Here is a 23343-nt window from a genome sequence, read left to right as displayed (position 1 = left end):
AAATCTACTTAAAACTGTTAAATTTTTTCAAAATATTTCCGCCGTTATACTCAAAAAATCCGTTACTTTCTATGCGAATTAAAGAGTTATATTTTGCGGTTCTGTCTGTTCTGCAAAGTGAGCCAGTTTTAATTTGACCAGCATTTACGCCAACTGCAAGGTGTGATATAAAATCATCTTCAGTTTCACCTGAGCGATGAGAAATAATTGTTTGATAGCCTGTGTTTTTTGCAATATTTATCGCCTTTAAAGTCTGGGAGAAGGTTCCAATTTGATTCGGCTTTACAAGAAGTGCATTCGCCATTTTTTTCTCTATTCCATTTGATAAAATGTCAGGATTTGTGCAAAATAGATCGTCACCGACAATCTGCAATTTATTTCCCAAGACCTGCGTCATTTTAACAAAACCATCATGATCATGTTCACAAAGTGCGTCTTCTATTGAAAAAATTGGGTATTTTGATATTAATTTAGTGTATTTTTCGATCATTTCGTCAGATGTAAGCTGCACCCCCTCCCCTATCAAATTGTATTTTTTGCTTTTTTCGTCATAAAATTCACTTGCCGCGCAGTCAAGTGCCAAAAGAAAGTCAATACCAGGTTTAAATCCAGATTTCTCAATAGCAGTCAGTAATAATTCAATTGCCTCGTCAGTGGACCCAATTTGGGGTGCAAACCCGCCCTCGTCACCAACATTTGTCGAAAGTCCTTTATCGACAAGAATTTTCTTTAAAGTGTGAAATACAGTTGCACCGTTCATTATAGCCTGTTTCATATTTTCCGCACCAACTGGCATTATCATAAATTCCTGAATATCAAGCTTATTATCGGCATGTTTTCCGCCATTAATCACATTCATCATAGGGCATGGCATTAAATTTGCGTTTGCGCCGCCTATATATTCAAACAATTCAAGCCCACTTTGAAGAGCAAACAATTTGCTTGCCGCAAGAGATGTCGCAAGCACGGCATTAGCACCAAGTTTTGACTTATTTTCCGTTCCATCAAGCTCTATTAGGCATTCATCAATGTCTTTAATTGACGAAGTTTCAAGCCCTAAAAGCTCTTCTGCAATTATAGTATTTACATTTTCGACAGCTTTTAAAACACCTTTTCCGTGGCAGTAATTTTTATCGCCATCACGAAGCTCGCAAGCCTCTTTTTCGCCAGTTGATGCACCAGATGGCACAGATGCTCTTGCTGTATTTCCATCTGAATCGCCAATTTCAACTTCAACAGTTGGAAAGCCTCTGGAATCTAAAATTTCTATTGCTTTAATCGATGTTATAAACATATTGAATTGACATTTTAACTAACAATAAATATCTGATTTTTAAAAATGCAAGAAAAATATTACAAATATCTTTATTAAGATAATTATTTAAAAAATATTGATGCAATTGATAGAAACATTAAAAATCCAAGGAAATCTGTCATTGTTGTAAGGAAAATGGACGAAGTTGGGGCTGGGTCTATGTTTAGCCTTCTTACCGTCATTGGTATTGCAAAGCCAAGAATTGAAGAAAGTAGTATATTACATGCAAGGGCAACGGCAAAAACCTGTGCAACATGTAAGTCGTGAGACACAAAATAGCCAAAAACAAGCCCAACAATAAGAAATAATAGCGAATTTACAACACCAATCATAATTTCTCGTGTCATTATATATCTTGCATTCAGCTTGTTTATTGTCTTTAAAGCTATCATGCGTATTATCAAAATAACGGTTTGATTACCAGAATTCCCACCAATTGAGGCAACAACTGGCAAAAATATCGCAAGAATTGAATATTTTGAAATTGTATGGCTAAATTTTCCTATCACGCTTGCAGAAATGAAGGCTGCACACAAATTAAAAAACAGCCATATAAACCTTGAATAAGCCTTTTTAAAGATGTTTATATCCTCGTAATTTTCCGCAACCCCTCCAAGTTTAAGTAAGTCTTCATCGCTTTCGCTTTGCAAAATTTCCAAAGCGGAATCAGATGATATAGAGCCGATAATCCTTTGATCTCTTGCAATAACCGGAAGTGACGTAAGATTATATTTACGAAATGTATATGCAACCTCAGATTTATCGTCTGTATCGTATACAGTTTTAAAATCGTGATTTAAAACAGACATTACTGATTGCTCTTCATCTGTTGTTAAAATTGAAAAAAGGCTTACCATTCCAATTAAAACATCATCATCGCCAACTATAAAAACATCGCGAGTATCTTCCGAAAGATCGTCACCAATGTTATTTAAATGAACTTTAATATCTAAAATTGTAGCGTCTTTTTTAAATTTAAGTATATCAACATCCATCAAACGCCCAACTTGATCTTTTGTGTATGTAAGAGCAAGGCGGATTAATTTTCGCTCAGATCTTGGCAGTGCATTTACTATACTTTCGCAGTATTCATGAGGAAGGGCTGAAACAAAATATACAATATCGTCATTTTCAAGACGAGAAAGAGACGCTGCAATGCCATCTGTTCCAACTTCCTCAACAACCATTAATCTTTTATGCTCTGAAAGCTCAACCAAAGCCTCAGCCTCAACTAAATCATATACGCTTTTTATAACCAAAATAAAGTCGTCATTTGATATACTGTTGAAAATTTCTGCTTTATCGTATGGGTTTAAAGATGTTATAAGATGGCGAAATTTTTCAATATCACTTTCACGAATTGCATGTAAAATATCGTGCATGTTGTAGTTATGCTCTTTTATATGATTCATTCCTTTGCGTTTAAAAACGTTTTTTAAAGATGAATAAGATGACATAAACGCAATGAAATCTATATAACACTAATGAGGCAAAAAAAAATGTCAAGTTATTTATTACAAAATATTTGTTCCACTTGCAATATTGATAATCTCTCCTGTTATTGATGTATTATTTTCAAGAAATTCTATAGCATTTATAATTTGCGTAAAACTTGCAAGGCTTGTTGTTAATTTCAATTTTTCCATGGCATTTTTACCATTTGCAATGTGATCAAGCGGCTTGTAGTCTTCTATCCAAGTTGGCGATATTCCGTTTACTCTTGATTGATTTTTTAAATGAAATGAAGAATATTTAACACTTTCTATAAGCATTTTTTTGCCAAAATTATAAGATAGATATTCGCTGCGATATTTCAAATTTGCATCTATAATTGCTATCATATTTGTTTTAGCGTCAATTTTTTTAATATATTGAGCCATTTGTAAAAAGGAAAAAGCATGTATATTTAGTGATTTTTGAAGCTCATTTATATCAAAATTTTCCAAATTATCTTCAATAATCCTCGATGCACAATGTATAATCAGAGAAATAGAGCCATTTTCAAACACTTTTTCGATAAAGCCTTGAATTTTGTCAGTTTTAGATAAATCTTCCTGTATAACAATACATCTTTCATTATATAAATTTGCAAAAGCCTTAGCCTTATCAAAAGATGAATTGCAGTGCAGCACAACATCATGCCCAAGGTTTAAAAAATGTTTTGCAATATCAGACCCAAGTCTATCTGCTCCGCCAGTAATTAATATCTTTTTTTTATCTTGCATTTTATTTATTTACATCTATAATTTACATAGGTCTGTTTATTTTTTAAATGTCAAGAGAAGTATATTTACAAGGACCATCCGGTATCATCGAGGGAAAAGTCCAAGATGGTATGCAAAATGGCATTATAGATCCATCTGCTCCAACCGTATTGGTGTTGCATCCAGATCCACTTGCTGGGGGAACTATGAATAATAAGGTTTCATATACTATATTTAAGGCATTTGCCGACACTGGGTTTAATACACTGCGAATAAATTTTCGTGGAGTTGGCAAGTCAAAAGGAAACATAAATGATTTTATAAAATATCCAGAGCAATCTGGAATAGCAGATGCAAGTGCAGCTCTAGATTGGTTGCATGATCAATATCCAAGCACTTCACATTATTGGATAGCAGGATTTTCATTTGGCTCATGGATTGCAATGCATATGTTAATGCGCAGACCAGAAATTGAAGGCTTTATATCAGTTGCGCCGCCTGCTACAAACAGAAATTTTAACTTTGTTGATCCATGTCCTGTATCTGGAATGTTTGTGCAACCTGAAAAAGATTCAATAGCTAAACTTGAAGACGTTGATAAGATGGTTAGAAGTCTTGATTATAGCGATGTAGAAGTAGATTATAGAATTGTTCCTGATGCAGATCACTTCTTTCAAAATTGGAAAAATCCATCTGTAAATTACTTAAATCAATTATATGATATAGTTTACGAATTTATAAATATTCGCCTTGCTACAAGAATATCAAAGCCAATTCGTAAAAAACGTAGAAGAAGGAAGAAAAAAGATGACTATGATAATGATTAAAAATTAATTTTTTACATTATTTCCTTTTTACAAAACTCTTCTGATCCAATACAATATATCTGTCCATTTTCGCCTATTTGGTAGTATTCTCTTGAGCCTACTTCTTCTTCAGAAAATGTTATATGTATATCTTTTTCCTGTTTTGCAATTTTTCTAGCAATTTCAAAACATTTTTTTTCATTTGAAGAGCAAAGTATATTTATCATATCACTATTTTTATTGTAATTAGCATCATTTTGCTTAACATACTCAATTGCACAATAAACAAAATACAAGGCAACAAAGGCAATTGCTAAAAGGCTAAATAGCTTATTTTTTTGCATATAAAAAAATTATTTACAATTAAAATAAATATGAAATAGTTTTTTGCAAGCATTTTTTTTCAATTTATGAAAGAAGTTAATATACACCTAATTTCAGACTTTACATGCGACATGTTAATGAATATCTCAAGCGTCCTTGGAAGTCAATTTCCAAATGTAAAAATTAATAGATTTTTCCATCAATTTATAAGAAGTATTGACCAAGCAGATGACATCATATTATCATTAAAGGCAAATCCAGGTATAATTTTATTTTCTGTTTTATCAGATGAAATCGAAGAGGTAATATCAAAAGCTTCAAGTGAAATTCAAAATTGCAAAATAATACCTCTTATGGATTATATGCTATCTGAAATGTCATCACATATAGGAATTAAAAGTGAAAAAATCTCAAGAAGTGCTGCAATATCTCAAGACTATTTCGCACGCATGAATGCCATGAGTTTTACAATAAATCACGACGATGGAAGGCTTGCAGAAGAATCTGACGAGGCGGATATTGTATTAATTGGTGTATCACGAACATCAAAATCTCCAACAAGTATATACCTTGCCCATAAAGGTTATAAAGTTGCAAATATACCTTTTGTTGCTGAAAATCTTATGCCAAAAAATTTACTACTTGCAAAAAATCCTCTGATAATAGGGTTAAATATAGATCATGAAAGATTAATCTGGCTTCGTGAAAGCAGAATGCAAACAGACGGAACATTTGGAATGAGTATGCAGTACAACGACACTGAAAGTGTAATAGATGAGTTAAGAGAATTTCGAAGATATTGCGGCAAGCTTGGTTGTGTAACTATAGATGTAACAAAAAAATCAATAGAGGAAGTTGCGGCTTATATAATCAAAATATATCAAACTCATAAAGAATAATCTGATAATTATTGTAATACATTTTTGAGTTTTTTTAACAATATTTCTAAACTATATTCTAGAAAATAAACCATCTTTACAAAGCAATGAATAAATTGGAGTGCGGAGGTTAAATTCATTTATAATCTCTTCTGGCAATCTATTTTCAACATAAAATTCCAATACTTCGTCATTTTTGTCTGTTATTATTACCTCGATCTCTTTTCTTCCTATGCAGCAACCTATTTGACATTTTATGTAGTCTTTATTACTTGATTTTAAATAATCTAATGCCTTTTTTCTTGCGTAGAGATTTAGGGTTAAATCTGCCTTGGTTCCATCTTTTGTCCATGGAGATCCACCACCTATATTGCAGCCACTTCCGTAAAAATCAACTACAAGTTTTCTTCCTGTTATCCCGCAATCAGCTATACTTGAATGCGAAATGTAACTTCCTGTTCCATTAACTATTAATTCATAATTACCTTTATAATTTTGTCTTACAAATTCCTCAACATTTTTGGTGTCATTGTTTAAAAGAGGTATTGCAACGATGATTTTTGTAATATCATTACCCTTTGTAACAACTTGAGTTTTTATATCAAGCCCTCCAAGATTGGATGCAAAAAGTTTTTTATTTATGTCCTTTGCAAGAAAGTAATCAAATGGCATATAATCTGTACTTTCATTTCTAACTGCCATTCCAAAGAAAATTCCTTGATCTCCCCAGCCACTTAAACCTTGTGCTATAGTTTGACTTTGCTTTGAAATAAAAGTATTTACATGAATTTCTTCGTAGTTTATAACATTTTCACCACCCCATTTTGCTATATAATCTTTGTTATATCCAATATCAATTAATGCTTTTTGACACAAAGCTTTGTAGTCAATATCTTCACATTTAGACGACACTTCTCCAGCAAGATTAATGGTATTATCTTTTACCTGAACCTCTAGGGCATATTTTGTATAAGGGTCTTGTTTTATAAATTCATCTAAAATATAACAAGATATGTAATCAGCAATTTTATCTGGATGACCAAGAGAAACGCATTCGCTAATTTTAACTGACATAAAATACAAAATTTTGACTATAAAAAGATCTATAAAATAAAAAAGTAAAGATATTTTTACAAAATTATAAAAAAATAAAAAAATAATGCTTGACATTGTTTCAAAAATCAGTATATTGATTTTACATTATATTATAAATATATGGCAAAAACAGGAAAAATCCAAAAATTATGTATCTTTAACACAGGTGAATTTGTTGTACTTCCCGCTCACGGCGTTGGCAAATTTGTTGACTATGTTGAGCTTGAAACGTCAGCAGGTTTGCAATATTTTTATAAAATCCACTTTGAAAAAAATAAATCCGATGTTTTAATTCCAGAAAGCAATCTTACAAATTCTGGTCTTAGAAAAATAGCATCAAAAGAAATTGCTGATAAAGTTTTCGATGTTATTGTAAAAGCACCAAGAAATCAGCGCGGTATATGGAACAAAAGAATGCAAGAATATGATGCAAAAATATATTCTGGAGTTTTAATGAATCTTGCAGAAGTTGTTCGTGATGGATTTATTTGTTCAATCGATCCAAATAAATCTTATACAGAAAGATCAAAATACAAAACTGCCCTTGATAGAGTTTGCAGCGAACTTTCTGTTGTATTTAATGAAAGCTATGAAGATGTTGAAAAAAGGCTTCTATCTGTATTAAAAAGCAAGCATGCCAAATTACCTGAAAACGACTCATTTGATTTGGAATTTGATGCAGGTGATGCATCTGAAGACAGTAGATCTTTAGACGAAGATTTTGCAATTGAAGAGGAAAAAAGTAACGTTAAAAAAGTTGCATTTTAATCTTGTGTTAGGATATTTTTGTGTAGATAGAGTCTCCAGATAAAATTTTAGATAGTGGGCTTTCCTTATCTTTGATGGAAAAAATGTAAATTGGCATGTTATTATCCCTTGCCATAGAAACTGCAGATATATCCATTACTTTAAGATTTTTTCCAATAACTTCTTCGTAGGAAACTGCGTCGTATCTTGTTGCATCTGGGTTTTTCTTTGGATCTGCCGAATAGACACCATCTACACTTGTACCTTTGAAAACTCCGTCACAGTTCATTTCAATCGCGCGAAGAACAGCTCCGGTGTCAGTTGTAAAAAATGGATTTCCAGTTCCCGCAGCAAAGATAATAATACGCCCTTTTGATAAGTGTCTCATGGCTTTTCTTCTGATGTAAACCTCACACATTGCAGAAATGTTAATTCCCGACATAACGCGGGTGTCAATTCCAAGGTTTTCAATAGCACTTTGAAGGGCAAGTGCGTTCATGACAGTTGCAAGCATTCCTATATAATCACCAGTTACTCTATCAATTCCAGCTTCCGCACATTTTATTCCACGAAAAATATTACCACCACCAACGGTTATGCAAACTTCAACTCCGCTGTCATAAACAGCCTTGATGTCTTTTGCAATTGAGCAGATTTTAACTGCATCTTGACCATATTCACGGCTGCCCATTAAAACCTCTCCTGAAATCTTATACAAAACACGCTTCATTATAATAATAAAAAATTAATATACATTCTAGCTAACCTTCTTTGCGTTTTAAAATCATATTCAATTGGTGTTGATGTTGATGGTATTATATAATTTGAAATTTTTCTATCATAATCTGTAATAGAGTATTCAACTCCAATCAACATACTATCTTCAAAAACATTTGCGGCAAGTCCTGCTCCAATTTTTTTATAATTATCATCACCCTTATATAAATCATAAAATATGGTTTTCCCAGATGTATCAATTGATTGCAAACTGGATTGCGTTAAACTTGAATTTACCACACCAAATGTTCCGTATAGCATAACCTTGTCGCCAAATCCAATACCAATTTTACCACCAATATAATATTTATCTTTAATTGCCTGATTCAACTGCTCATTCATTGTAACTTCTATTTGACTGGGATTTGTATATATTGTTGCAACTCTATTATACCCAGTGTCATTTTTATTACCCCTGCCCTGAAATACACTTACCTCTGGACCAAAAACAAAAGATATTAAAGATTGCCGTACTTTTACATTAATTAGATAGCTAAAATTAAGATCATAGTAAAAAGCTTGAGAATTTGATATACCAATAACGTTTCTATAGTATGTATATTTTGATCCAGTTTGAGGACCTGTGGTAGAGCCATCAGTTGTAATTATGGTTATAGGAACATCACCAACATAACCACCTTTCAATTCCATTGCTGTATTACTAGATCCAAGCCCAAATCCAAGGTATAATCCTCCAAGTTTAGCTTTTGCGTCAAGTGTAAATACTGCAATAAAATAAAAACATAAAAATATCTTAATCAATAGAGCCATTGTTATAAAATTTTCCATTTCTCAATATAATATCGAGAAGTGAAAAATATAAAATTCCAGTTTTTTTTATAAAAAAATATTTTTTATATAAAGCATTAATTCTTGACATTTAGAATTATCTGTTTAAACATGAGGTATTGAATACAGTATTATGATATTTGGCACTAGTATATCTGAAAATTTAGGAAGAAAGCTTGGGCTTTTTGTGAGAAATTCTTTTCAAAATTTTTTTAAAATAATTTTAAATATATCATTTAGTGAAAAAATAAATCGTAAAAATATAGTGATATTTTTAATTTTTGTTGTAATGTTTTTTGTTGCAGGAATAATTTACAATATGCATAAAAACTCCAAAATACAAGACCAGATTGTAAAATATTATTACATTCAAAATGAAATTACCGATAGCAAAGCAATGAGTTTACAGGATATAAAATCAAACTTTTTAACTAATTTTGATAGTATTTTAAGGGTAAATAACGGTTTTAAAGTTGTAAATGAATTATATCTATCTGAAACAAGGTATAAAGATGCGATAGATATTTTAAAATTTATTCAAAATCGCTCAAATTTAAAACATATAAATCAAATTATAGATATCGATATACTTACTATTGAGCTTTTGCATAAAGTTGAAAATCCAAAAATAGAAAAGGTTAAAAAAATAGCAAATAGTCAAAGTTTTTTATCTCCAATTGCAAAGGAATTGATTGCCGAAATTGAACTTGGTAGAAAAAATTACGAAGAATATTATAAAATGATGAGAAATATGTATGAATACGCAAACATAGAGTCTCGATATATGAAAGATAGAGTTGAAGAAGCAACATATATTGGATCTTATTATTAAAAAATGATAAAAAAAATTTATATAATAATTGCTTTTATATTATTTACATCGTGCTCTAAAAAGCTTCCATTAAAAAAAGACCGAAATAATATTTTTAACTCAGGTGATGAGAAAAATTATGTAACAGAGTCAAGAATTGCAAATCTTGCAAATCAAAACAGTGACGCATTTTCAAGATTTTATAATACAAAACTTGAATCTTCGATGCATCATTTTTCATATGAAGGAAAATATAAATTAAACATTGCTAAGATAATTGATATTTTGCCTAAATTTTCTTACTTTAATTCTGAAAATGGAATTATATCTTATAAAGATATGCTATTTTTAGCAGATTTAAAAGGAAATGTGTGGAAAATTGAAAATAATAAAAAAATAAAGATTTTTCGCTCAAAAAGCAAAAAAGATATTTTATTTGCAAACTTAACACTATACGGGGATAAATTAATATTATCAGACAGCAATGGTCTTCTTGTTTCAATTGATACAAGTGATAATAATAAAATCATATGGAGTGTTCAAAATGATAAATTTGGATTTCACTCTGGTTTTACTATAGATGGTATTTTTGGATACGGTATATCAAAATCTCTTGAATTATATAAAATTAACCTAGAAACTGGTGATATAATTTGGTCTACAAAAAAGCAATCTAATGATTTTTTTGATATGAAAAAATCGACAATTGTTTACCCAAGGCCAGTTGTTAACGGTAATTCAATTATAATGTTTGATAAAAATGGTAATGTTACGGCATTAAATAAAAACAGTGGCTATGAAGATTTTGTAATGCAAGGCACCGCCGAGACAAGCGAATCTTTATCAAACTACGCACTATTTTCACATATTAATGTAGGTGGTGTATTATTTGGTGGCCCTTTATATGGTCCATTTAATATTGTTCTTGAAAATAACAGAACATCAACATTGCTTGATATTGGCGTTAATTCTCCAATTGGCGGATCAAAAAACTTCATGTATTTTGTATCAAATACCAATGATTTAATTGCAATGAGTATACCTTATGCCCCAGCTATAAAATGGACAAAAAAATTAGATAACATAAATACACAAATTATACCGAAATATTTATCAAATGGGGTTGGGTATAGAAAAAATAAAATTAATTGGAGGGGTCCAGTTTTAATAAATGATGAAATAATGCTAATATCTCCATTTGGTAAAGCTATTTTTGTAGACATCGAAACAGGAGATGTAAAACGGGATATTAAAATTCCAAAATGCATAATGCATGCTCCAGTTGTTACAAATGACTCAATATACCTATATTCTTCATGCAATGGTATATTGTATGCATTGAGATAAAGTAAAAACTTCTTGTAATTTAAAAAATCATTATAACTCTATTGTATATTTTCTATTTTTATGGCATACAGTAATAAAGTTATCGATCATTATGAAAACCCTAGAAATGTTGGATCTTTGGAAAAAGAAGATAAAAATGTTGGAACTGCAATGGTTGGTGCACCATCTTGTGGCGATGTAATGAAATTACAAATTAAAGTTAACAATGAGGGAATAATAGAAGACGCTAAATTTAAAACATACGGTTGCGGCTCTGCAATTGCATCAAGTTCACTTGCAACTGAGATGTTAAAAGGAAAAACATTAGATGAAGCTCTTAATATACAAAATACAAATATTGCACAGGAATTGGAACTACCACCAGTTAAAATACACTGCTCAGTTCTTGCAGAAGATGCAATAAAAGCAGCAATTGAAGATTATAAACAAAAAAACAGCAATAATTAGGAAATTATTTTTGTAGCCGTTATATAAACCTCAACAATTAGACAATTAAACTACACACCAACTTGGTCAATATTTTATAAGGACGCTAATTTTGATATAAGATTTTTATTATTTGGACTTTGATAAATCTTTAGATTTTCCAGTTTTAACATAATCAAGCAGCGCCTCTAAGCCATGCTTATCGGCATATTCTGTAAATTGAATATTGTACGTTCTTGCCATGTCTACGCCTTCTGCTATAACATTTAATATTTTAAATTTATCATCAAATTTCCTTACCCTAAAAGATAAATTTATTTTAATACCATCATGTTTGACAATTTCAACATTAACAATAAAATCTCCGTTATCCATAGTCTCGTACTTTTCCAAAACAGAATATTTCTCATCTTTGTAGCCGCTAAATTTAGGCATCCAAATTTTTATTAAAAAATTTTTATAATATTTTACAAAATCACCTCTTTGTTCTTCGTTCATTTGCCTCCAATATATTCCAGATGCAGCTCTTGCGTTCCAGTTAAAATCTATTTCATCAATAAAATTTTCAACAAGCATCTTTCTTTGGTTTTCTATTGATATTTTTTTATTTGATACTACTGCAAATATATCGTTAGCAATCTTTACAACATAATCTCTTGGATTACTTTCACTTGCTAAGACGTTACCTTGAGCGAAGAAAATTAATAATAAAAAGGAAAATAATATTTTTTTCATATTTATCTAAAAAACTCTTCTTAATGTAACATCAAATATATTAAATTCAAGTATTTTATTGCTTTTTATTTTTTGAACATTTAGCTTTCTAACAGCTTGTTATTTTTAAACAAATTTTTGTGCTATTTATTTGCAAATATTTAACATTTTGCCTATTGCTATTTGCGATATTTTGCAATAAAGCAAGATCTGACGATCTAGCCCAGAATGCTGAAAATGGTACACAGTTAGCGGCCGATCAGGCGGATGGGGGGTTTGTTTATGATGATGGAAGTGACAAAAATCAATCAAAACCAGCAAAGTCTGCAACTGAAAATCGTTTTGTAAATTCTCAAGATGAATTAAGTTATATTGATTCCGATCCGTATTCTGATTTTCAACAGTTGAAAAGCAAATCTTCCGCTTATTTACCTAAAAAATATCGTCCAAATCCAAGATATGGTGTATTTGGCCATGGAAAATTGTATGTTAAAGATCCAACAACTGCCAATGTATTACTATCCTTTGCTAAATATAATGTTAAATCATCTGAATTTAACTTAACACCTTCAGATGAACTTAAAATTAGAACAAATGATACAAGTTATGCACCAACTGGAGTAAGTAATAATGCAGGATCTGCAAGTGGAACGAGTATTGGGCTTAAGTATATTGATCACCTGTATTTTTTTGGACCAACTTCCCTTGATTATGGTGCATATATAGACTACGATTCAGCAACTTCTAATGTTGATAGATATTCCAAAGATGTAGGTGGAGCATCAACTATAACAAAGTTTACATATAGTGGGCCACATCTTTCTGCTGGTGCTCATCTTGGTATTACTTTATTTGACAGGATTTCAATTTACGGCTTTGCTGGGCCTGCAATATCTAGGATGCAGACTTTTGGGGCAAGTGGGTATGATAAAAAACAACTTTCTTTATCAGTTGTCTATCCATCTTATGTTAAAGATAGCACGCTCTCAAAAACAAAAGTAGTATTTAAAAATCCACAAATAGATGCAGATTTTAATCAAGATGGCGTTGTATCAAGCCAGGAAAAAGATTTTTTAAACAATGTTTTTCAAGGATACATTAGTGGAAAATTTACAGACAATAAAATAATGAATAACTATTACAATACAAATGAAATTTCATCAAGTGGAATTTTATTAAATGAATACTATAACATATATGGTATAAGTAATTTTAAAAGATTAGGTCTAGAAATACCGGCATCAAGCATTTACAATGTCAATGTAAAAGCTGCACAAGACTTCTCTCCATATTTTATAAACAATGGGTCAGTAATAAATTTCAATACTAATGGATCATTTTTAAGCATGTCTGGGCAAAATTATGCGACTAATGCAACTGATGCAAATAAAACAGATATTAACCTAATCAATACAAATGTTGGTGAGAATGTTGCAAAGACGTTAAATGAAGTTTTAAACAATTATATAGATTTAAGAATGGAGTATGAAAAAAATCCATCCTCGCTTATTAGTGAGACTTTAATTAAGAATATAGAAACATTCTTTACGCATTATGGTGGTAGCGCTGACATGAGTATTATTTCAGGTAATTTTTCAAATTTGAGATTTAAACTTGAATACACAGATGATAGTGGCGAAAAGCACAATTTAATGACAAAATTAAATTTATCTGATGATTATATATATGGCAGTAAATTGACAGATATTATGACACTTGTTAGAAATATATTTAATGGCTACAATCTTGAGTTATATGATAACATAGATGGTTATTTCACATCAATTACATTAAATGGTGATAAAAATAGTACCAATGATGATTTATCGCACCCTATTTTTTATCTGATTGGTGGCGGATATACTCCAGGAACTCAATTAACAGCACATGCTCTTTATTACCTTGATATGTCGAGTTACAAACCAATTACAAATGATAGTGGGAAATATTTAATTGCTCCAGTGTCTTTTATGACAACAAATTTTACAGGTCCTGGTTCAAATGATAGCTATAAAGGAGTTCTTGGTGGAAGTATACTTCTTCAGGGTTTGTCTGATAAATCATCGGAAATTGCTGATTCTGATAGAATATCATATAATTTTATTACATCAAGTATTTTCAACAGTGAAAAAACATTATCTTTTGCACTGGGTTACAACGCAGAAACAGAATTGAAAAATAAAATAGATGTAAAAACTGCCGATGTAGAATCATTTCAAGTTTTTACATCAAGCAATGCAAATGTTGTTGTCTCCTACGACATCCTCTCCTACCTCGCAAAACAACAAACCCAGTACTCCCTAACAGCCCAAAATAACTACATGGAACTCTCATCCCGCAATCTCGTTGGCGTAAAATATGGCATGGGAGCAATGCTAAACCTTGGAAACTACTTCTCAATCGGCGTAGAATACGCAAATTACAGCTACAACTACAAAGACAGCCCGTCCTACATATACGATTTTGCCGCATTAAATGGCTCATCTGTGGCAGTTGACGTGTACAAAGGCCTGAGTTTTGACAACAGCATCAACATGAAAACGTCCAAGGTTATGCTGATGGTTAATTTGTTTTAGATGGGGGTTTTGGTGTTTTGAGTTGGTGGCAAGAGTTCTTGACTTTAAAAAAATCTCTTTTAGATAATGTATTAAAAAGATACCAAAAATTCTTTAATAGAAAATCATATATGAAACTTTTAATATATCTTGTTTTGCTATTTATTGCCGAGGCGGAAATAGAAATTTGCGTTCCAGCGTTTCCAATAATTAAGTCCTATTTTAATTTGAGTGAGTTTGAAGTTGAGTGGCTTTTTGGCGCAAATGTTTTGGCCCATTGCATTGGTGCAATTTTTGCCGGAATTATTGGTGATAAATACGGAAAAAAGAAGACTATGCTATATGGTTTTATAATTTTATCAATTGGCAGTTTAGTCACTGTCATTGCAAATAGTTATCCAATTTTAATTTTAGGGCGAATAATTCAAGGGCTTGGAATGTCTGGCCCTGTTGTTGTTTGCTATCCTATGTTTATTGAATCTGTCAAAGATGGAGCTCAGAGGTTAAAGATTATAGGCTATTTTAATGCAGCTTTTGCCTTTGCAGTTGGCTTTGCACCAAGTATTGGAAGCTTTGCAACGATTTTATTTGGAGCAAATGGAAGCTTTAAATTAATGCTATTTTTAAGCGTAATTGCTGTGTTTATAACGCATTTTATTTTAAAATATGATGATATAAAGTCTGAAAATACCGATAATATTGGTGGATATTTACCGATTTTAAAGTCAAAAGATGCGATGCTTCCGACGATTTTTAATAATTGCACCATATATTTACCATATATTACGATGATTCCGCTTGTATTTGTAAATGAAATGGGAGTAAGTCAGGAAAAACTTGGATTTTACGCAGGTTTCGGAGCTATGACTTGGGGTCTTGGAAATATATTCCTTGGGCACTTGACGAAATTCATTAAGATACAAAATATTATTAAAATAAGCCTATCTATCTTGTGTTTTGGAGGTCTGATGCTATTATTTTTAGCGCTTTTCCCACATTTTGCAAGCCCCGTTATAATTACTGCGGTTTTTTGCTTTACGATATCAGGATTTATCATTCCAGCAAACGAATTTTACCTGCATTCACTTGACAAAATGCCTGATGCAAAAGCAAAAATCGGCACTATTGGAATAGTTGTAAGATTTGTCACAGGGTCAATTGCAACTCAAATTGCAAGTTATTTTTATACAAGTAATTTTACCTCAACCGCGTTTGTAATGTGCTTTATGTTGCTTATAATTATTCCAAGTGGCATTTTAATGTATAGAAGGAAATTTTTGCACTTGAAAAATGTGTAATATCAATATACAACTATTAAATTGACATTTGATGCAATTTATTGTATAATAGTAAAATTATTTTTTTATTATTATGAAAAACAAACACACTTTAAGACAGTCAGGAAGTTCAAATTACGCCACTAATCAAAGAAATACATCTAAGATTGGTGAAGGGAACGAGGCATTTTTAAAAAAAATAGATAAACAAAAAAAAGATGAAATTTCTAAACGGCTTAATTTATTAAAAGATATTCCATGCGATAAAGAGCAAGCTGAAACAATATTAGCAGTTGCAAATTTATTTAACATTGCAAGCACTTCTTCAAATATGCCAAATTTGCAGATAAAATCACTCAAAGATGCAGTTATATTTATGATGGTTATATTTGCCACAGTAGGTTGCGGCGTTAAAGCAGAAGGTGTTCGTGATGATCATAGATTTCAACATGCCGTAGACATGATTGCACAACAAGACCCTCAATTGGCGGAACAATTTTCCCATTGCGTTACATCAATTGATGATAAGAGCAATGGCTGCACATTTGACTTTGGAATAGAAAATATAATGAAAGCCTGCTCTGGTGAGTATGTAATAGAAATTACACAAGATGAATGTTGGGATGGTGTTCGTTTTGGAATTAGACGGAATGTAGTAAGGAATATAGTTTGTTCCGTTGATAACAAAACATTACACATTTACCCAGACAATATAAAAGAATTAAATTATTATGATAGGCTATACGCTGTCTTGATTCACGAACTTAAACATTTTCAACAATCATGGAAAGAATATGGATGTGAAGAAAATATATTGCATGGGGAAAGATCGCAATTTTCGGATGAAAAAATTATAAATGACTGTTTTAACACTTTAGATCATAGGTTGCAAAGCAGACTTATTGATAATCTTGAGAAAAAATATCCAGAACATCAACATCCAATAGAAAAAGAGGCGTTTTTGGCAGGATCATTATTTGAGAATGGGTGGAGCGAAGGAAAGAAAATACCGCCACAATGCAGAGAAATAATAGAAATTAATCCAATAATTGCGGAAGCAGTACAAAGTGCAATAAGTCTTACAAATGATGACGATAGAGGGAAGCATGAAGTGTTAAAAAAGCAAGGATTTACAAAAAAAGAGTTAGAAGAAAGAGAAAAGAATATAATATACGCAGATCTCTAATTTTATAATGTTATTTACATTTAATATGTGTCAGATTTATATCAAGTCTGGCACATAAATTGTGTTATTTTAAGTTTATGCAAACAACATAAATTTCAGATGATGACTGACGAGAGGCTTCAGGCTTAAAAATTTTAACCGTTTTAAAAAGCGAACGTAAGTTTTTCATTAAATCACTTGAAACGCAGTCATGAAAGCCTTTAAATACAAGATTTCCTTTGCTTTTAAGATGCAATTTTGTAAAAGATATTATATTATCTAATATATTTTCCATAATTAAGCTATCCATTGATGAAATACCAGAGATATTTGCCGCTATATCGCTTAAAATTAAATCAATCTTTTTTTCATTAAAATAAGATATTATTTCATCTTGAATTTTTATATCTGTAAAGTCACCTTGAATAAAATGAACATTTTCACCTTCAATTTTGGTTTTTAATTCAAGTAAATCAACCATTACGAGATTTATTTTATCACCAAAGTGACGAATAATAACTTCAGACCAACTTCCTGGCGCAGCCCCAAGATCTACGATATTTATTGTATTTTGTTTATCAAAAACCTTGAATTTCTCTGCTATTTCGATAATTTTATACGCAGCCCTTGAGATATAGCCGTCTTTTTTTGCCGCCGCAACAAATCTATCATTAATATGACGAAGCAACCACTGTTTTGATGAATCTTTTAACTTTTTATTTTCAATATTAACAGTTTTTTTGGATCGAATTGCACGAATGTTGCTGATATTTTCTTTTTTCTTTTTTTCACTCTTGACTTTCAAATTAACCCCAGATATAGTTCTTTTTGCCCGAGTTTGTGCGTCTTTTTTATATTTTTCTATCATTTTGATATGAGCAAAATTAAGTTCACTATAACAACAAAAGATGAAATGTCAAGCATTAGTGAAAAAATTTCCGAAATATGCCAAAATTCAGTTATTTTTCTCAAAGGAGATCTTGGCGCAGGTAAAACTTTTTTTGCAAAATGCTTAATCTCAAAACTGTGTGAAATCTCGCAAGACGCAATAGACAGCCCAACTTTTTCAATCTGCAACGAGTATTTTTCAAAAAATGGTGATAAAATCTTACATTACGACCTATATCGCATTAAAAACATCGATGAAATCTACGAAATTGGGCTTTTTGATGAAATCGGCAATACTATGCTAATCGAATGGCCACAAATTATCGAAAATCACATTAAAAAAATCGCAAAAAGCTATATAGAAATTGACATTACATGCAATGAATTTAATGAACGAATCGTTACAGTCGAAAAATTATAAAAGATTAATTCTTGACAATAAAAAAACAACATTTACTTTCCATCTAAATTATTATTTTCCCTTATGTCAATTAATGTTTATTACGATAAAGACTGTGATTTTGCTCTAATTAAATCAAAAACTGTGGCAATTATTGGATATGGATCTCAAGGTCACGCGCATGCACAAAATCTTCGTGATAGCGGTGTAAATGTTATAATTGGCTCTCGTGAAAATTCACCAAGCGGTCAAAAAGCAAAAAACGCAGGATTTGAAGTCTTAAATACGGCAGATGCAACAAAAAAAGCCGATTTAATAATGATTTTACTTCCTGATGAACTTCAAGCCGATGTATACAAAAAAGACATTGAACCAAATTTAACATCTGGAAAAACCCTTGCTTTTGCGCATGGTTTAAATATTCATTTTAGCCTAATTGAAGCGAAAAAAGATGTTGATGTTGTGATGATAGCGCCAAAAGGCCCAGGGCATACAGTTCGCTCTGAATACAAAATTGGCGGCGGAGTTCCAACTTTAATCGCAGTTCATCAAGATGTAACTGGCAAGGCAAAGCAAATAGCCCTTGCATATGCATCTGGAATTGGCGGCGGAAAAGCTGGGATAATTGAAACAAACTTTAAAGATGAATGTGAAACAGATTTATTTGGCGAGCAAGCAGTTTTATGCGGTGGAGCTGTTGGTCTTGTAAAAGCTGGCTTTGAAACTCTTGTTGAGGCGGGCTATCCAGCAGAAATGGCATATTTTGAATGCTTACACGAATTAAAGCTAATCGTTGACTTAATGTATCAAGATGGAATAGCAAATATGCACTACTCTATTTCAAATACTGCAGAATATGGCTCATATATAACTCAAGATAAAGTTGCAACTGACGAAGTTAAAAAGAACATGAAACAAGTTTTAAAAGACATACAAAATGGAACTTTTGTTTCAAACTGGATGTCAGAATGCAAAGCAGGAGCACCTCGTCTTAAAACCGAAAGAAAACTTCTTGACGATACTGAAATTGAAAAAGTTGGTAAAAAACTTCGCGCTATGATGCCTTGGATTGCCAAAAATAAATTCGTAAATAAGGAAGAAAATTAAGAAACATTTTGCATAACGGAAGGCTTATCTACTGGTTTGTCTTCCGTTTATCGATTTTGCATTAAAAATGACTAAAAAATAATGTTATATAAATACCCAAGAATAATAAAGGAAAAAAGCAAAAATAAAGTAAATTTTACTATCATTTTCATTTTAAACACCCTTTTTAACATCATAAGCTCTGGAAGAGATACGCCAACTATGCTCATCATGACGACCAAAACCGTTCCAATTGGAACGCCTTTTTCAAATAAAACCTGTGCAAATGGAATAACACCTGTTGCATTCATGTAAAGCGGTATGCCTGATAAAACAGCGATTGGAACTGTAAAAATATTATTTGCACTAAAGTGATTAATAAAAAACTCTCTTGGAATATATCCATGCAAAAATGCACCAACGCCAACCCCTATTGCAACATAAATCCATATAGATTCAATTGTTGAAATCGCATAATTTAAAGCATATTGAAAGTGATTTTCCTTGCTATTTTTCAGCTTGCGAGTATCTCCAAGATCTCGTCTTTCAAGTATATCTTGCGCAATGTGGTCTTTATTGTAAAATCTTTGCATTAAAATGCCGCCCAATATACCAACTCCAAAACCAGTTAGAATGTAAATAAGTGTGATTTTAAAGCCAAAAACTGGCAGCAAAAGTGCAACTGCAACCTCGTTAATAAGTGGGGATGTAATTAAAAAAGACATTGCAATTCCAAATGGAATTTTTGCCTGCATAAAGCCAATGAATATCGAAATTGAAGAGCAAGAGCAAAAAGGCGTGACGGCGCCAAGAAAGCTTGCTAAAAAATAAGCCATAAATTTTGACTTTTTCTCAAGATATTTAGCCATTTTTTCAAAATCAATTTGATGACGAAAATATGAGACAACAATCATCATCAAAAACAAAACTGTTAAGATTTTAATGAAATCGTATATAAAAAAATGAAGCGCATCATAAAGCTTCGTCCCTTGCTGGATTTGAAGATTTTCTAATACAAAATCGGCTATTTTTAAAAACATAAGCAAAGTAAATAATCACAAGATATTATAAATTACTAATATAAAAGTCAAGCTGTTTTTAAATTAACTCCCAAATAATTACTGACAAATCACATTTTCATCATGAAATTTTTTCAAAAGGCAGTACTCTTGATCACGAAGAGAAATTTCAACAATATTTTTATTAAATTAGAATTTAATAGCCTTGCCCAACGCATCACAAAGCCCCCGTGCCATCTCAATTGTATGCAGTGGAGAGGCGGTTATGCGAAGGCGTTCGCTTCCTTTTGGAACGGTTGGATAGTTAATATTTTGCACGTAAATTCCGTATTCATCTTGCAAAATGTGCGATATTTGCTCAGCTTTTTTCGCATCGCCTATGATTACTGGTATAATGTGTGTATTTATGCTTTCATTTTGCAAAAATTCAATGCCCATGGACACAAGGTTTGATTTAATGAAATCCACGATTGTAAAATGCTTTTTTCGAAGCTCGTCGCCAAGACTTGAGGAAGCTATGTCAATTGATTTTGAAATTGCGGCGCAAATTGCAGGTGGAAGTGATGTTGTGAAGATAAAACTTGAGCCATTTAGCCTTATTGCATCGCATATTTCCGCTTTTGCGGTTATGTATCCGCCGATAACACCGAATGCCTTTGCAAATGTTCCTTCGATTATGTCAATTTCGTCTTCTATGCCGTAAAATTGTGCGATTCCGCCTCCAGTTTTTCCATAAAGCCCTACTGCGTGAACTTCGTCAATGTATGTCATTGCGTTGTATTTTTTTGCAATTTCGACTATTTTGACAATATTTGGCGTTGAGCCATCCATTGAATAAACGCCCTCAAATACTATTAATTTTGGGGTTTCTTTTGGATACTCGGATATTAAATCTTCCAGATTTTTTACATCATTGTGCGCAAAAATGTGGCGTTTTGCCTTGTTGTGCCTTATTCCGGAGATTATTGACGCATGATTTTTTTCATCGGAAAAGATTACAATATCTGGGATTATCGCAACAATTGCCGATAAAGACGCAAGATTTGAGACATAGCCCGATGTAAAAACAAGCCCCGATTCCTTGCCGTGAAATTTGGCAATTTTTGCCTCCAGAGTCGCAATTTCCCCGCTTGTGCCTGATATATTTCGAGTTCCGCCGCTTCCAACGCCGCTTTCTTGAGCGGTTTTGACAAAAGCATCGATTACATCGGCATTTACGCTCATTCCAAGGTAGTCATTACTGCACCATATAGTTAAATCTTTTCCATTTTTGGCATTTTTTGCAATTGGATAGGCGCTTTGTTGCTTTTCAACAACGCGAAAATCTCTGTATCTTCCCTGTTTCTTTATGTCTTCAATATTTTTGCAAAAAAAATCCAGATAACAGCTCATATTTGCTAAGAAAGTTACAACATAGATATTTACAAATAATTATTATGCAAGAAAAAAATTATAAGATAAATAAAAACACTAAATCTACTTCAAATGATATTCTTGTTACATCGTAAAGAATATCCGAAGAAATAAATAAAATTCAAGAGATTTTTAACGCATGTTTTTTACACCTTCAAATTTTTTAAGATGTTGTAAATGTGTGCCATTATTTTTCGTTTCTGTTTTTGTTTTATAAAGTTGATCTTTTAGTTCATTTCGTGTTTTATAAAAAACATCTTGCCGAAGCACTTTTAAAACAACATGTGAATTGTTTTCATCTGTAAAAAACCTTGTATACATCTCCTTTGTATACTCCGTATCGCCACCTAAATATCTATTGTAATACAATTTAAATGCAGATTCTATGCTGCCATTACGGTTATTTTGATACACAATTTCATCTGCCTGATCTAAATTTAGAATAGAAGAAATATCTGAAAACTCCTGCCTCTGTTGAAATTGATCAATCTCAACCTCTTCGTCATCATAGCCATTATTGTCCACAAAATTTATTAAAAATTCTCGTTAAAACTAAATCGCCTCAAGATTTTCGTCAACTGCAATTCTGTTATCAAAAACAAAGCAATAGCCTTTCCATTTTTTGTTTTTATTCCTAGTTTTTTCAAAATAATTTAAAATTCCACCCTCTAAATGATAGGTTTCTTCGTAAAAATCTTGAACCATCCAAGCTGTCAGCTTTTCGCATCTCATGCCACCTGTGCAAAATGTTGCAAGTTTTTTACCTTCGTATAAATGTTTGTTGTCTTCAAGCCATTTTGGAAGATCTCGGAAAGCATCAATTTCAGGATTAACAGATCCAACGAAGTGTCCGATGTGAAACTCATAATCGTTACGAGTGTCTAAAATAACCACATCATCACGAGAGATAAATTCGTCCCAATCTTCAGGTTTTACATAAGGTCCTTTCTTACCAGTGAAGTCAAAATTTGCATCGCAACGCATTGTAACCGTTTCTTTTTTGATTTTAACCTTGATTTTTTCAAATGGGTTTCTGTCGTACCAAGATTCTTTCCATTCTGTATTGCTAATTAAAGGATTTGAGCGAATAAATTCGTAAAATTTATCGATAGATTCTGGAAGACCTGCTATTGTTCCGTTAATTCCCTCGTTTACGCCAAGTAGCATTGTTCCCTTAATGCCGTTTTCCTCCATAACCTTGCGAATTGCTTTTTGCAAAGGCTCGATGTCAGATTCCGATAGCTTGAATATATTATACATCGCTGTAATTTTGTAAATGTGAGCGTATCTCATAAACACGAAACTAT

The 23343-nt window shown here is 31.8% G+C and carries 24 protein-coding genes; 11 read left to right on the top strand and 13 right to left on the bottom strand.

Translation table 11 applies throughout. The annotated features are described in order from the left end of the window. Positions 1–4 precede the first annotated feature (4 nt). From eno to deia_RS02315, 3 genes are all read right to left on the bottom strand, one after another. Positions 5–1294 (bottom strand): phosphopyruvate hydratase, encoded by a 1290-nt coding sequence (gene eno / locus deia_RS02325; RefSeq protein WP_146820558.1) that lies wholly within the window; start codon positions 1292–1294, stop codon positions 5–7. A gap of 83 nt (positions 1295–1377) precedes the next feature. Continuing rightward, entirely contained in the window at positions 1378–2727 is a 1350-nt protein-coding gene (mgtE, locus tag deia_RS02320; protein WP_161982815.1) for a magnesium transporter, read from the bottom strand. Between the two features lie 102 nt (positions 2728–2829). Then, entirely contained in the window at positions 2830–3540 is a 711-nt protein-coding gene (locus deia_RS02315; RefSeq protein WP_146820556.1) for an SDR family oxidoreductase, read from the bottom strand. A gap of 47 nt (positions 3541–3587) precedes the next feature. On the opposite strand from deia_RS02315, the gene deia_RS02310 reads away from it, so the two are divergent. Next, positions 3588–4346, top strand: a complete 759-nt coding sequence (locus deia_RS02310) for an alpha/beta hydrolase (RefSeq protein ID WP_146820555.1) — start codon at positions 3588–3590, stop codon at positions 4344–4346. An 11-nt stretch (positions 4347–4357) separates the two neighbouring features. On the opposite strand, the gene deia_RS02305 is transcribed toward deia_RS02310, so the two are convergent. After that, positions 4358–4669 carry a hypothetical protein gene (locus deia_RS02305; protein WP_146820554.1) on the bottom strand — a complete coding sequence of 104 codons (312 nt, stop codon included), beginning with the start codon at positions 4667–4669 and terminating at the stop codon, positions 4358–4360. Positions 4670–4735: 66 nt separating this feature from the next. Here deia_RS02305 and ppsR point away from each other — a divergent pair, with 66 nt between their 5' ends. After that, positions 4736–5548, top strand: a complete 813-nt coding sequence (ppsR, locus tag deia_RS02300) for a pyruvate, phosphate dikinase/phosphoenolpyruvate synthase regulator (RefSeq protein ID WP_146820553.1) — start codon at positions 4736–4738, stop codon at positions 5546–5548. Between the two features lie 51 nt (positions 5549–5599). Here ppsR and deia_RS02295 read toward each other — a convergent pair whose 3' ends face one another. Next, positions 5600–6601 carry a methionine adenosyltransferase domain-containing protein gene (locus tag deia_RS02295; RefSeq protein ID WP_161982813.1) on the bottom strand — a complete coding sequence of 334 codons (1002 nt, stop codon included), beginning with the start codon at positions 6599–6601 and terminating at the stop codon, positions 5600–5602. 141 nt (positions 6602–6742) lie between these two features. Between deia_RS02295 and deia_RS02290 the strand changes: the two genes are divergently transcribed. Then, on the top strand, positions 6743–7390 hold the full coding sequence (locus deia_RS02290) for a CarD family transcriptional regulator (RefSeq protein ID WP_146820551.1): 648 nt from the start codon (positions 6743–6745) through the stop codon (positions 7388–7390). A gap of 7 nt (positions 7391–7397) precedes the next feature. Here the strand turns inward: deia_RS02290 and pyrH are convergent, their stop codons facing one another. Together pyrH and deia_RS02280 are read right to left on the bottom strand one after the other, a co-directional pair. Then, entirely contained in the window at positions 7398–8099 is a 702-nt protein-coding gene (gene pyrH / locus deia_RS02285) for a UMP kinase (RefSeq protein WP_146820550.1), read from the bottom strand. Then, positions 8099–8935, bottom strand: a complete 837-nt coding sequence (locus deia_RS02280) for a hypothetical protein (RefSeq protein ID WP_146820549.1) — start codon at positions 8933–8935, stop codon at positions 8099–8101. Before deia_RS02280 ends, pyrH begins: the two co-directional genes overlap by 1 nt. Positions 8936–9068: 133 nt before the next feature. Here deia_RS02280 and deia_RS02275 point away from each other — a divergent pair, with 133 nt between their 5' ends. From deia_RS02275 to iscU, 3 genes are read left to right on the top strand one after another with little or no spacing between them, the layout of a single operon-like run. After that, the gene (locus tag deia_RS02275) at positions 9069–9767 is read left to right on the top strand and encodes a hypothetical protein (RefSeq protein ID WP_146820548.1); all 699 of its coding nucleotides are present in this window, start codon (positions 9069–9071) and stop codon (positions 9765–9767) included. Positions 9768–9770: 3 nt separating this feature from the next. After that, positions 9771–11093, top strand: a complete 1323-nt coding sequence (locus deia_RS02270; RefSeq protein WP_146820547.1) for an outer membrane protein assembly factor BamB family protein — start codon at positions 9771–9773, stop codon at positions 11091–11093. 60 nt (positions 11094–11153) lie between these two features. Next, positions 11154–11540 carry a Fe-S cluster assembly scaffold IscU gene (iscU, locus tag deia_RS02265; protein ID WP_146820546.1) on the top strand — a complete coding sequence of 129 codons (387 nt, stop codon included), beginning with the start codon at positions 11154–11156 and terminating at the stop codon, positions 11538–11540. 108 nt (positions 11541–11648) lie between these two features. Here iscU and deia_RS02260 read toward each other — a convergent pair whose 3' ends face one another. Next, entirely contained in the window at positions 11649–12254 is a 606-nt protein-coding gene (locus deia_RS02260; RefSeq protein ID WP_146820545.1) for an MlaC/ttg2D family ABC transporter substrate-binding protein, read from the bottom strand. Between the two features lie 119 nt (positions 12255–12373). Here deia_RS02260 and deia_RS02255 point away from each other — a divergent pair, with 119 nt between their 5' ends. The 3 genes from deia_RS02255 (at position 12374) to deia_RS02245 (ending at position 17251) form a co-directional block, all read left to right on the top strand. After that, on the top strand, positions 12374–14809 hold the full coding sequence (locus deia_RS02255) for a hypothetical protein (RefSeq protein ID WP_146820417.1): 2436 nt from the start codon (positions 12374–12376) through the stop codon (positions 14807–14809). Between the two features lie 110 nt (positions 14810–14919). Next, a complete protein-coding gene (locus deia_RS02250) occupies positions 14920–16086 on the top strand; it encodes an MFS transporter (RefSeq protein WP_146820544.1) in 1167 nt (388 codons plus the stop codon). A 73-nt stretch (positions 16087–16159) separates the two neighbouring features. Continuing rightward, positions 16160–17251, top strand: a complete 1092-nt coding sequence (locus deia_RS02245) for a hypothetical protein (protein ID WP_146820543.1) — start codon at positions 16160–16162, stop codon at positions 17249–17251. Positions 17252–17315: 64 nt separating this feature from the next. Here the strand turns inward: deia_RS02245 and deia_RS02240 are convergent, their stop codons facing one another. Beyond that, positions 17316–18098, bottom strand: a complete 783-nt coding sequence (locus deia_RS02240) for an RlmE family RNA methyltransferase (protein WP_146820542.1) — start codon at positions 18096–18098, stop codon at positions 17316–17318. A 6-nt stretch (positions 18099–18104) separates the two neighbouring features. On the opposite strand from deia_RS02240, the gene tsaE reads away from it, so the two are divergent. Both tsaE and ilvC read left to right on the top strand, forming a co-directional pair. Further along, positions 18105–18539 carry a tRNA (adenosine(37)-N6)-threonylcarbamoyltransferase complex ATPase subunit type 1 TsaE gene (gene tsaE, locus deia_RS02235; RefSeq protein ID WP_146820541.1) on the top strand — a complete coding sequence of 145 codons (435 nt, stop codon included), beginning with the start codon at positions 18105–18107 and terminating at the stop codon, positions 18537–18539. A 63-nt stretch (positions 18540–18602) separates the two neighbouring features. After that, positions 18603–19625, top strand: coding sequence for a ketol-acid reductoisomerase (gene ilvC, locus deia_RS02230; protein WP_246117024.1), 1023 nt, complete (start codon positions 18603–18605; stop codon positions 19623–19625). A 71-nt stretch (positions 19626–19696) separates the two neighbouring features. Here the strand turns inward: ilvC and deia_RS02225 are convergent, their stop codons facing one another. The 4 genes from deia_RS02225 to trhO form a co-directional block, all read right to left on the bottom strand. Continuing rightward, a complete protein-coding gene (locus deia_RS02225) occupies positions 19697–20644 on the bottom strand; it encodes a permease (RefSeq protein ID WP_146820540.1) in 948 nt (315 codons plus the stop codon). A 168-nt stretch (positions 20645–20812) separates the two neighbouring features. Beyond that, a complete protein-coding gene (hemA, locus tag deia_RS02220; RefSeq protein WP_146820539.1) occupies positions 20813–22015 on the bottom strand; it encodes a 5-aminolevulinate synthase in 1203 nt (400 codons plus the stop codon). Between the two features lie 153 nt (positions 22016–22168). Next, positions 22169–22561, bottom strand: a complete 393-nt coding sequence (locus deia_RS02215) for a hypothetical protein (protein ID WP_146820538.1) — start codon at positions 22559–22561, stop codon at positions 22169–22171. A 27-nt stretch (positions 22562–22588) separates the two neighbouring features. Next, on the bottom strand, positions 22589–23329 hold the full coding sequence (trhO, locus tag deia_RS02210; protein WP_161982811.1) for an oxygen-dependent tRNA uridine(34) hydroxylase TrhO: 741 nt from the start codon (positions 23327–23329) through the stop codon (positions 22589–22591). Positions 23330–23343 lie beyond the last annotated feature (14 nt).

Origin of the sequence: Candidatus Deianiraea vastatrix, from assembly GCF_007993655.1 — a bacterium.
Taxonomy (GTDB): domain Bacteria; phylum Pseudomonadota; class Alphaproteobacteria; order Rickettsiales; family Deianiraeaceae; genus Deianiraea; species Deianiraea vastatrix.
The sequence above is the reverse complement of the archived record's forward strand: the minus strand, read 5'-3'. Positions and strand labels throughout refer to the sequence as shown.

What these genes read in the sequence shown, in the direction of transcription:
- eno (WP_146820558.1), bottom strand. Translation starts at nt 1,294, where the DNA reads ATGTTTATAACATCGATTAAAGCAATAGAAATTTTAGATTCCAGAGGC.
- mgtE (WP_161982815.1), bottom strand. Translation starts at nt 2,727, where the DNA reads ATGAATCATATAAAAGAGCATAACTACAACATGCACGATATTTTACAT.
- deia_RS02315 (WP_146820556.1), bottom strand. Translation starts at nt 3,540, where the DNA reads ATGCAAGATAAAAAAAAGATATTAATTACTGGCGGAGCAGATAGACTT.
- deia_RS02310 (WP_146820555.1), top strand. Translation starts at nt 3,588, where the DNA reads ATGTCAAGAGAAGTATATTTACAAGGACCATCCGGTATCATCGAGGGA.
- deia_RS02305 (WP_146820554.1), bottom strand. Translation starts at nt 4,669, where the DNA reads ATGCAAAAAAATAAGCTATTTAGCCTTTTAGCAATTGCCTTTGTTGCC.
- ppsR (WP_146820553.1), top strand. Translation starts at nt 4,736, where the DNA reads ATGAAAGAAGTTAATATACACCTAATTTCAGACTTTACATGCGACATG.
- deia_RS02295 (WP_161982813.1), bottom strand. Translation starts at nt 6,601, where the DNA reads ATGTCAGTTAAAATTAGCGAATGCGTTTCTCTTGGTCATCCAGATAAA.
- deia_RS02290 (WP_146820551.1), top strand. Translation starts at nt 6,743, where the DNA reads ATGGCAAAAACAGGAAAAATCCAAAAATTATGTATCTTTAACACAGGT.
- pyrH (WP_146820550.1), bottom strand. Translation starts at nt 8,099, where the DNA reads ATGAAGCGTGTTTTGTATAAGATTTCAGGAGAGGTTTTAATGGGCAGC.
- deia_RS02280 (WP_146820549.1), bottom strand. Translation starts at nt 8,935, where the DNA reads ATGGAAAATTTTATAACAATGGCTCTATTGATTAAGATATTTTTATGT.
- deia_RS02275 (WP_146820548.1), top strand. Translation starts at nt 9,069, where the DNA reads ATGATATTTGGCACTAGTATATCTGAAAATTTAGGAAGAAAGCTTGGG.
- deia_RS02270 (WP_146820547.1), top strand. Translation starts at nt 9,771, where the DNA reads ATGATAAAAAAAATTTATATAATAATTGCTTTTATATTATTTACATCG.
- iscU (WP_146820546.1), top strand. Translation starts at nt 11,154, where the DNA reads ATGGCATACAGTAATAAAGTTATCGATCATTATGAAAACCCTAGAAAT.
- deia_RS02260 (WP_146820545.1), bottom strand. Translation starts at nt 12,254, where the DNA reads ATGAAAAAAATATTATTTTCCTTTTTATTATTAATTTTCTTCGCTCAA.
- deia_RS02250 (WP_146820544.1), top strand. Translation starts at nt 14,920, where the DNA reads ATGAAACTTTTAATATATCTTGTTTTGCTATTTATTGCCGAGGCGGAA.
- deia_RS02245 (WP_146820543.1), top strand. Translation starts at nt 16,160, where the DNA reads ATGAAAAACAAACACACTTTAAGACAGTCAGGAAGTTCAAATTACGCC.
- deia_RS02240 (WP_146820542.1), bottom strand. Translation starts at nt 18,098, where the DNA reads ATGATAGAAAAATATAAAAAAGACGCACAAACTCGGGCAAAAAGAACT.
- tsaE (WP_146820541.1), top strand. Translation starts at nt 18,105, where the DNA reads ATGAGCAAAATTAAGTTCACTATAACAACAAAAGATGAAATGTCAAGC.
- ilvC (WP_246117024.1), top strand. Translation starts at nt 18,603, where the DNA reads ATGTCAATTAATGTTTATTACGATAAAGACTGTGATTTTGCTCTAATT.
- deia_RS02225 (WP_146820540.1), bottom strand. Translation starts at nt 20,644, where the DNA reads ATGTTTTTAAAAATAGCCGATTTTGTATTAGAAAATCTTCAAATCCAG.
- hemA (WP_146820539.1), bottom strand. Translation starts at nt 22,015, where the DNA reads ATGAGCTGTTATCTGGATTTTTTTTGCAAAAATATTGAAGACATAAAG.
- trhO (WP_161982811.1), bottom strand. Translation starts at nt 23,329, where the DNA reads ATGAGATACGCTCACATTTACAAAATTACAGCGATGTATAATATATTC.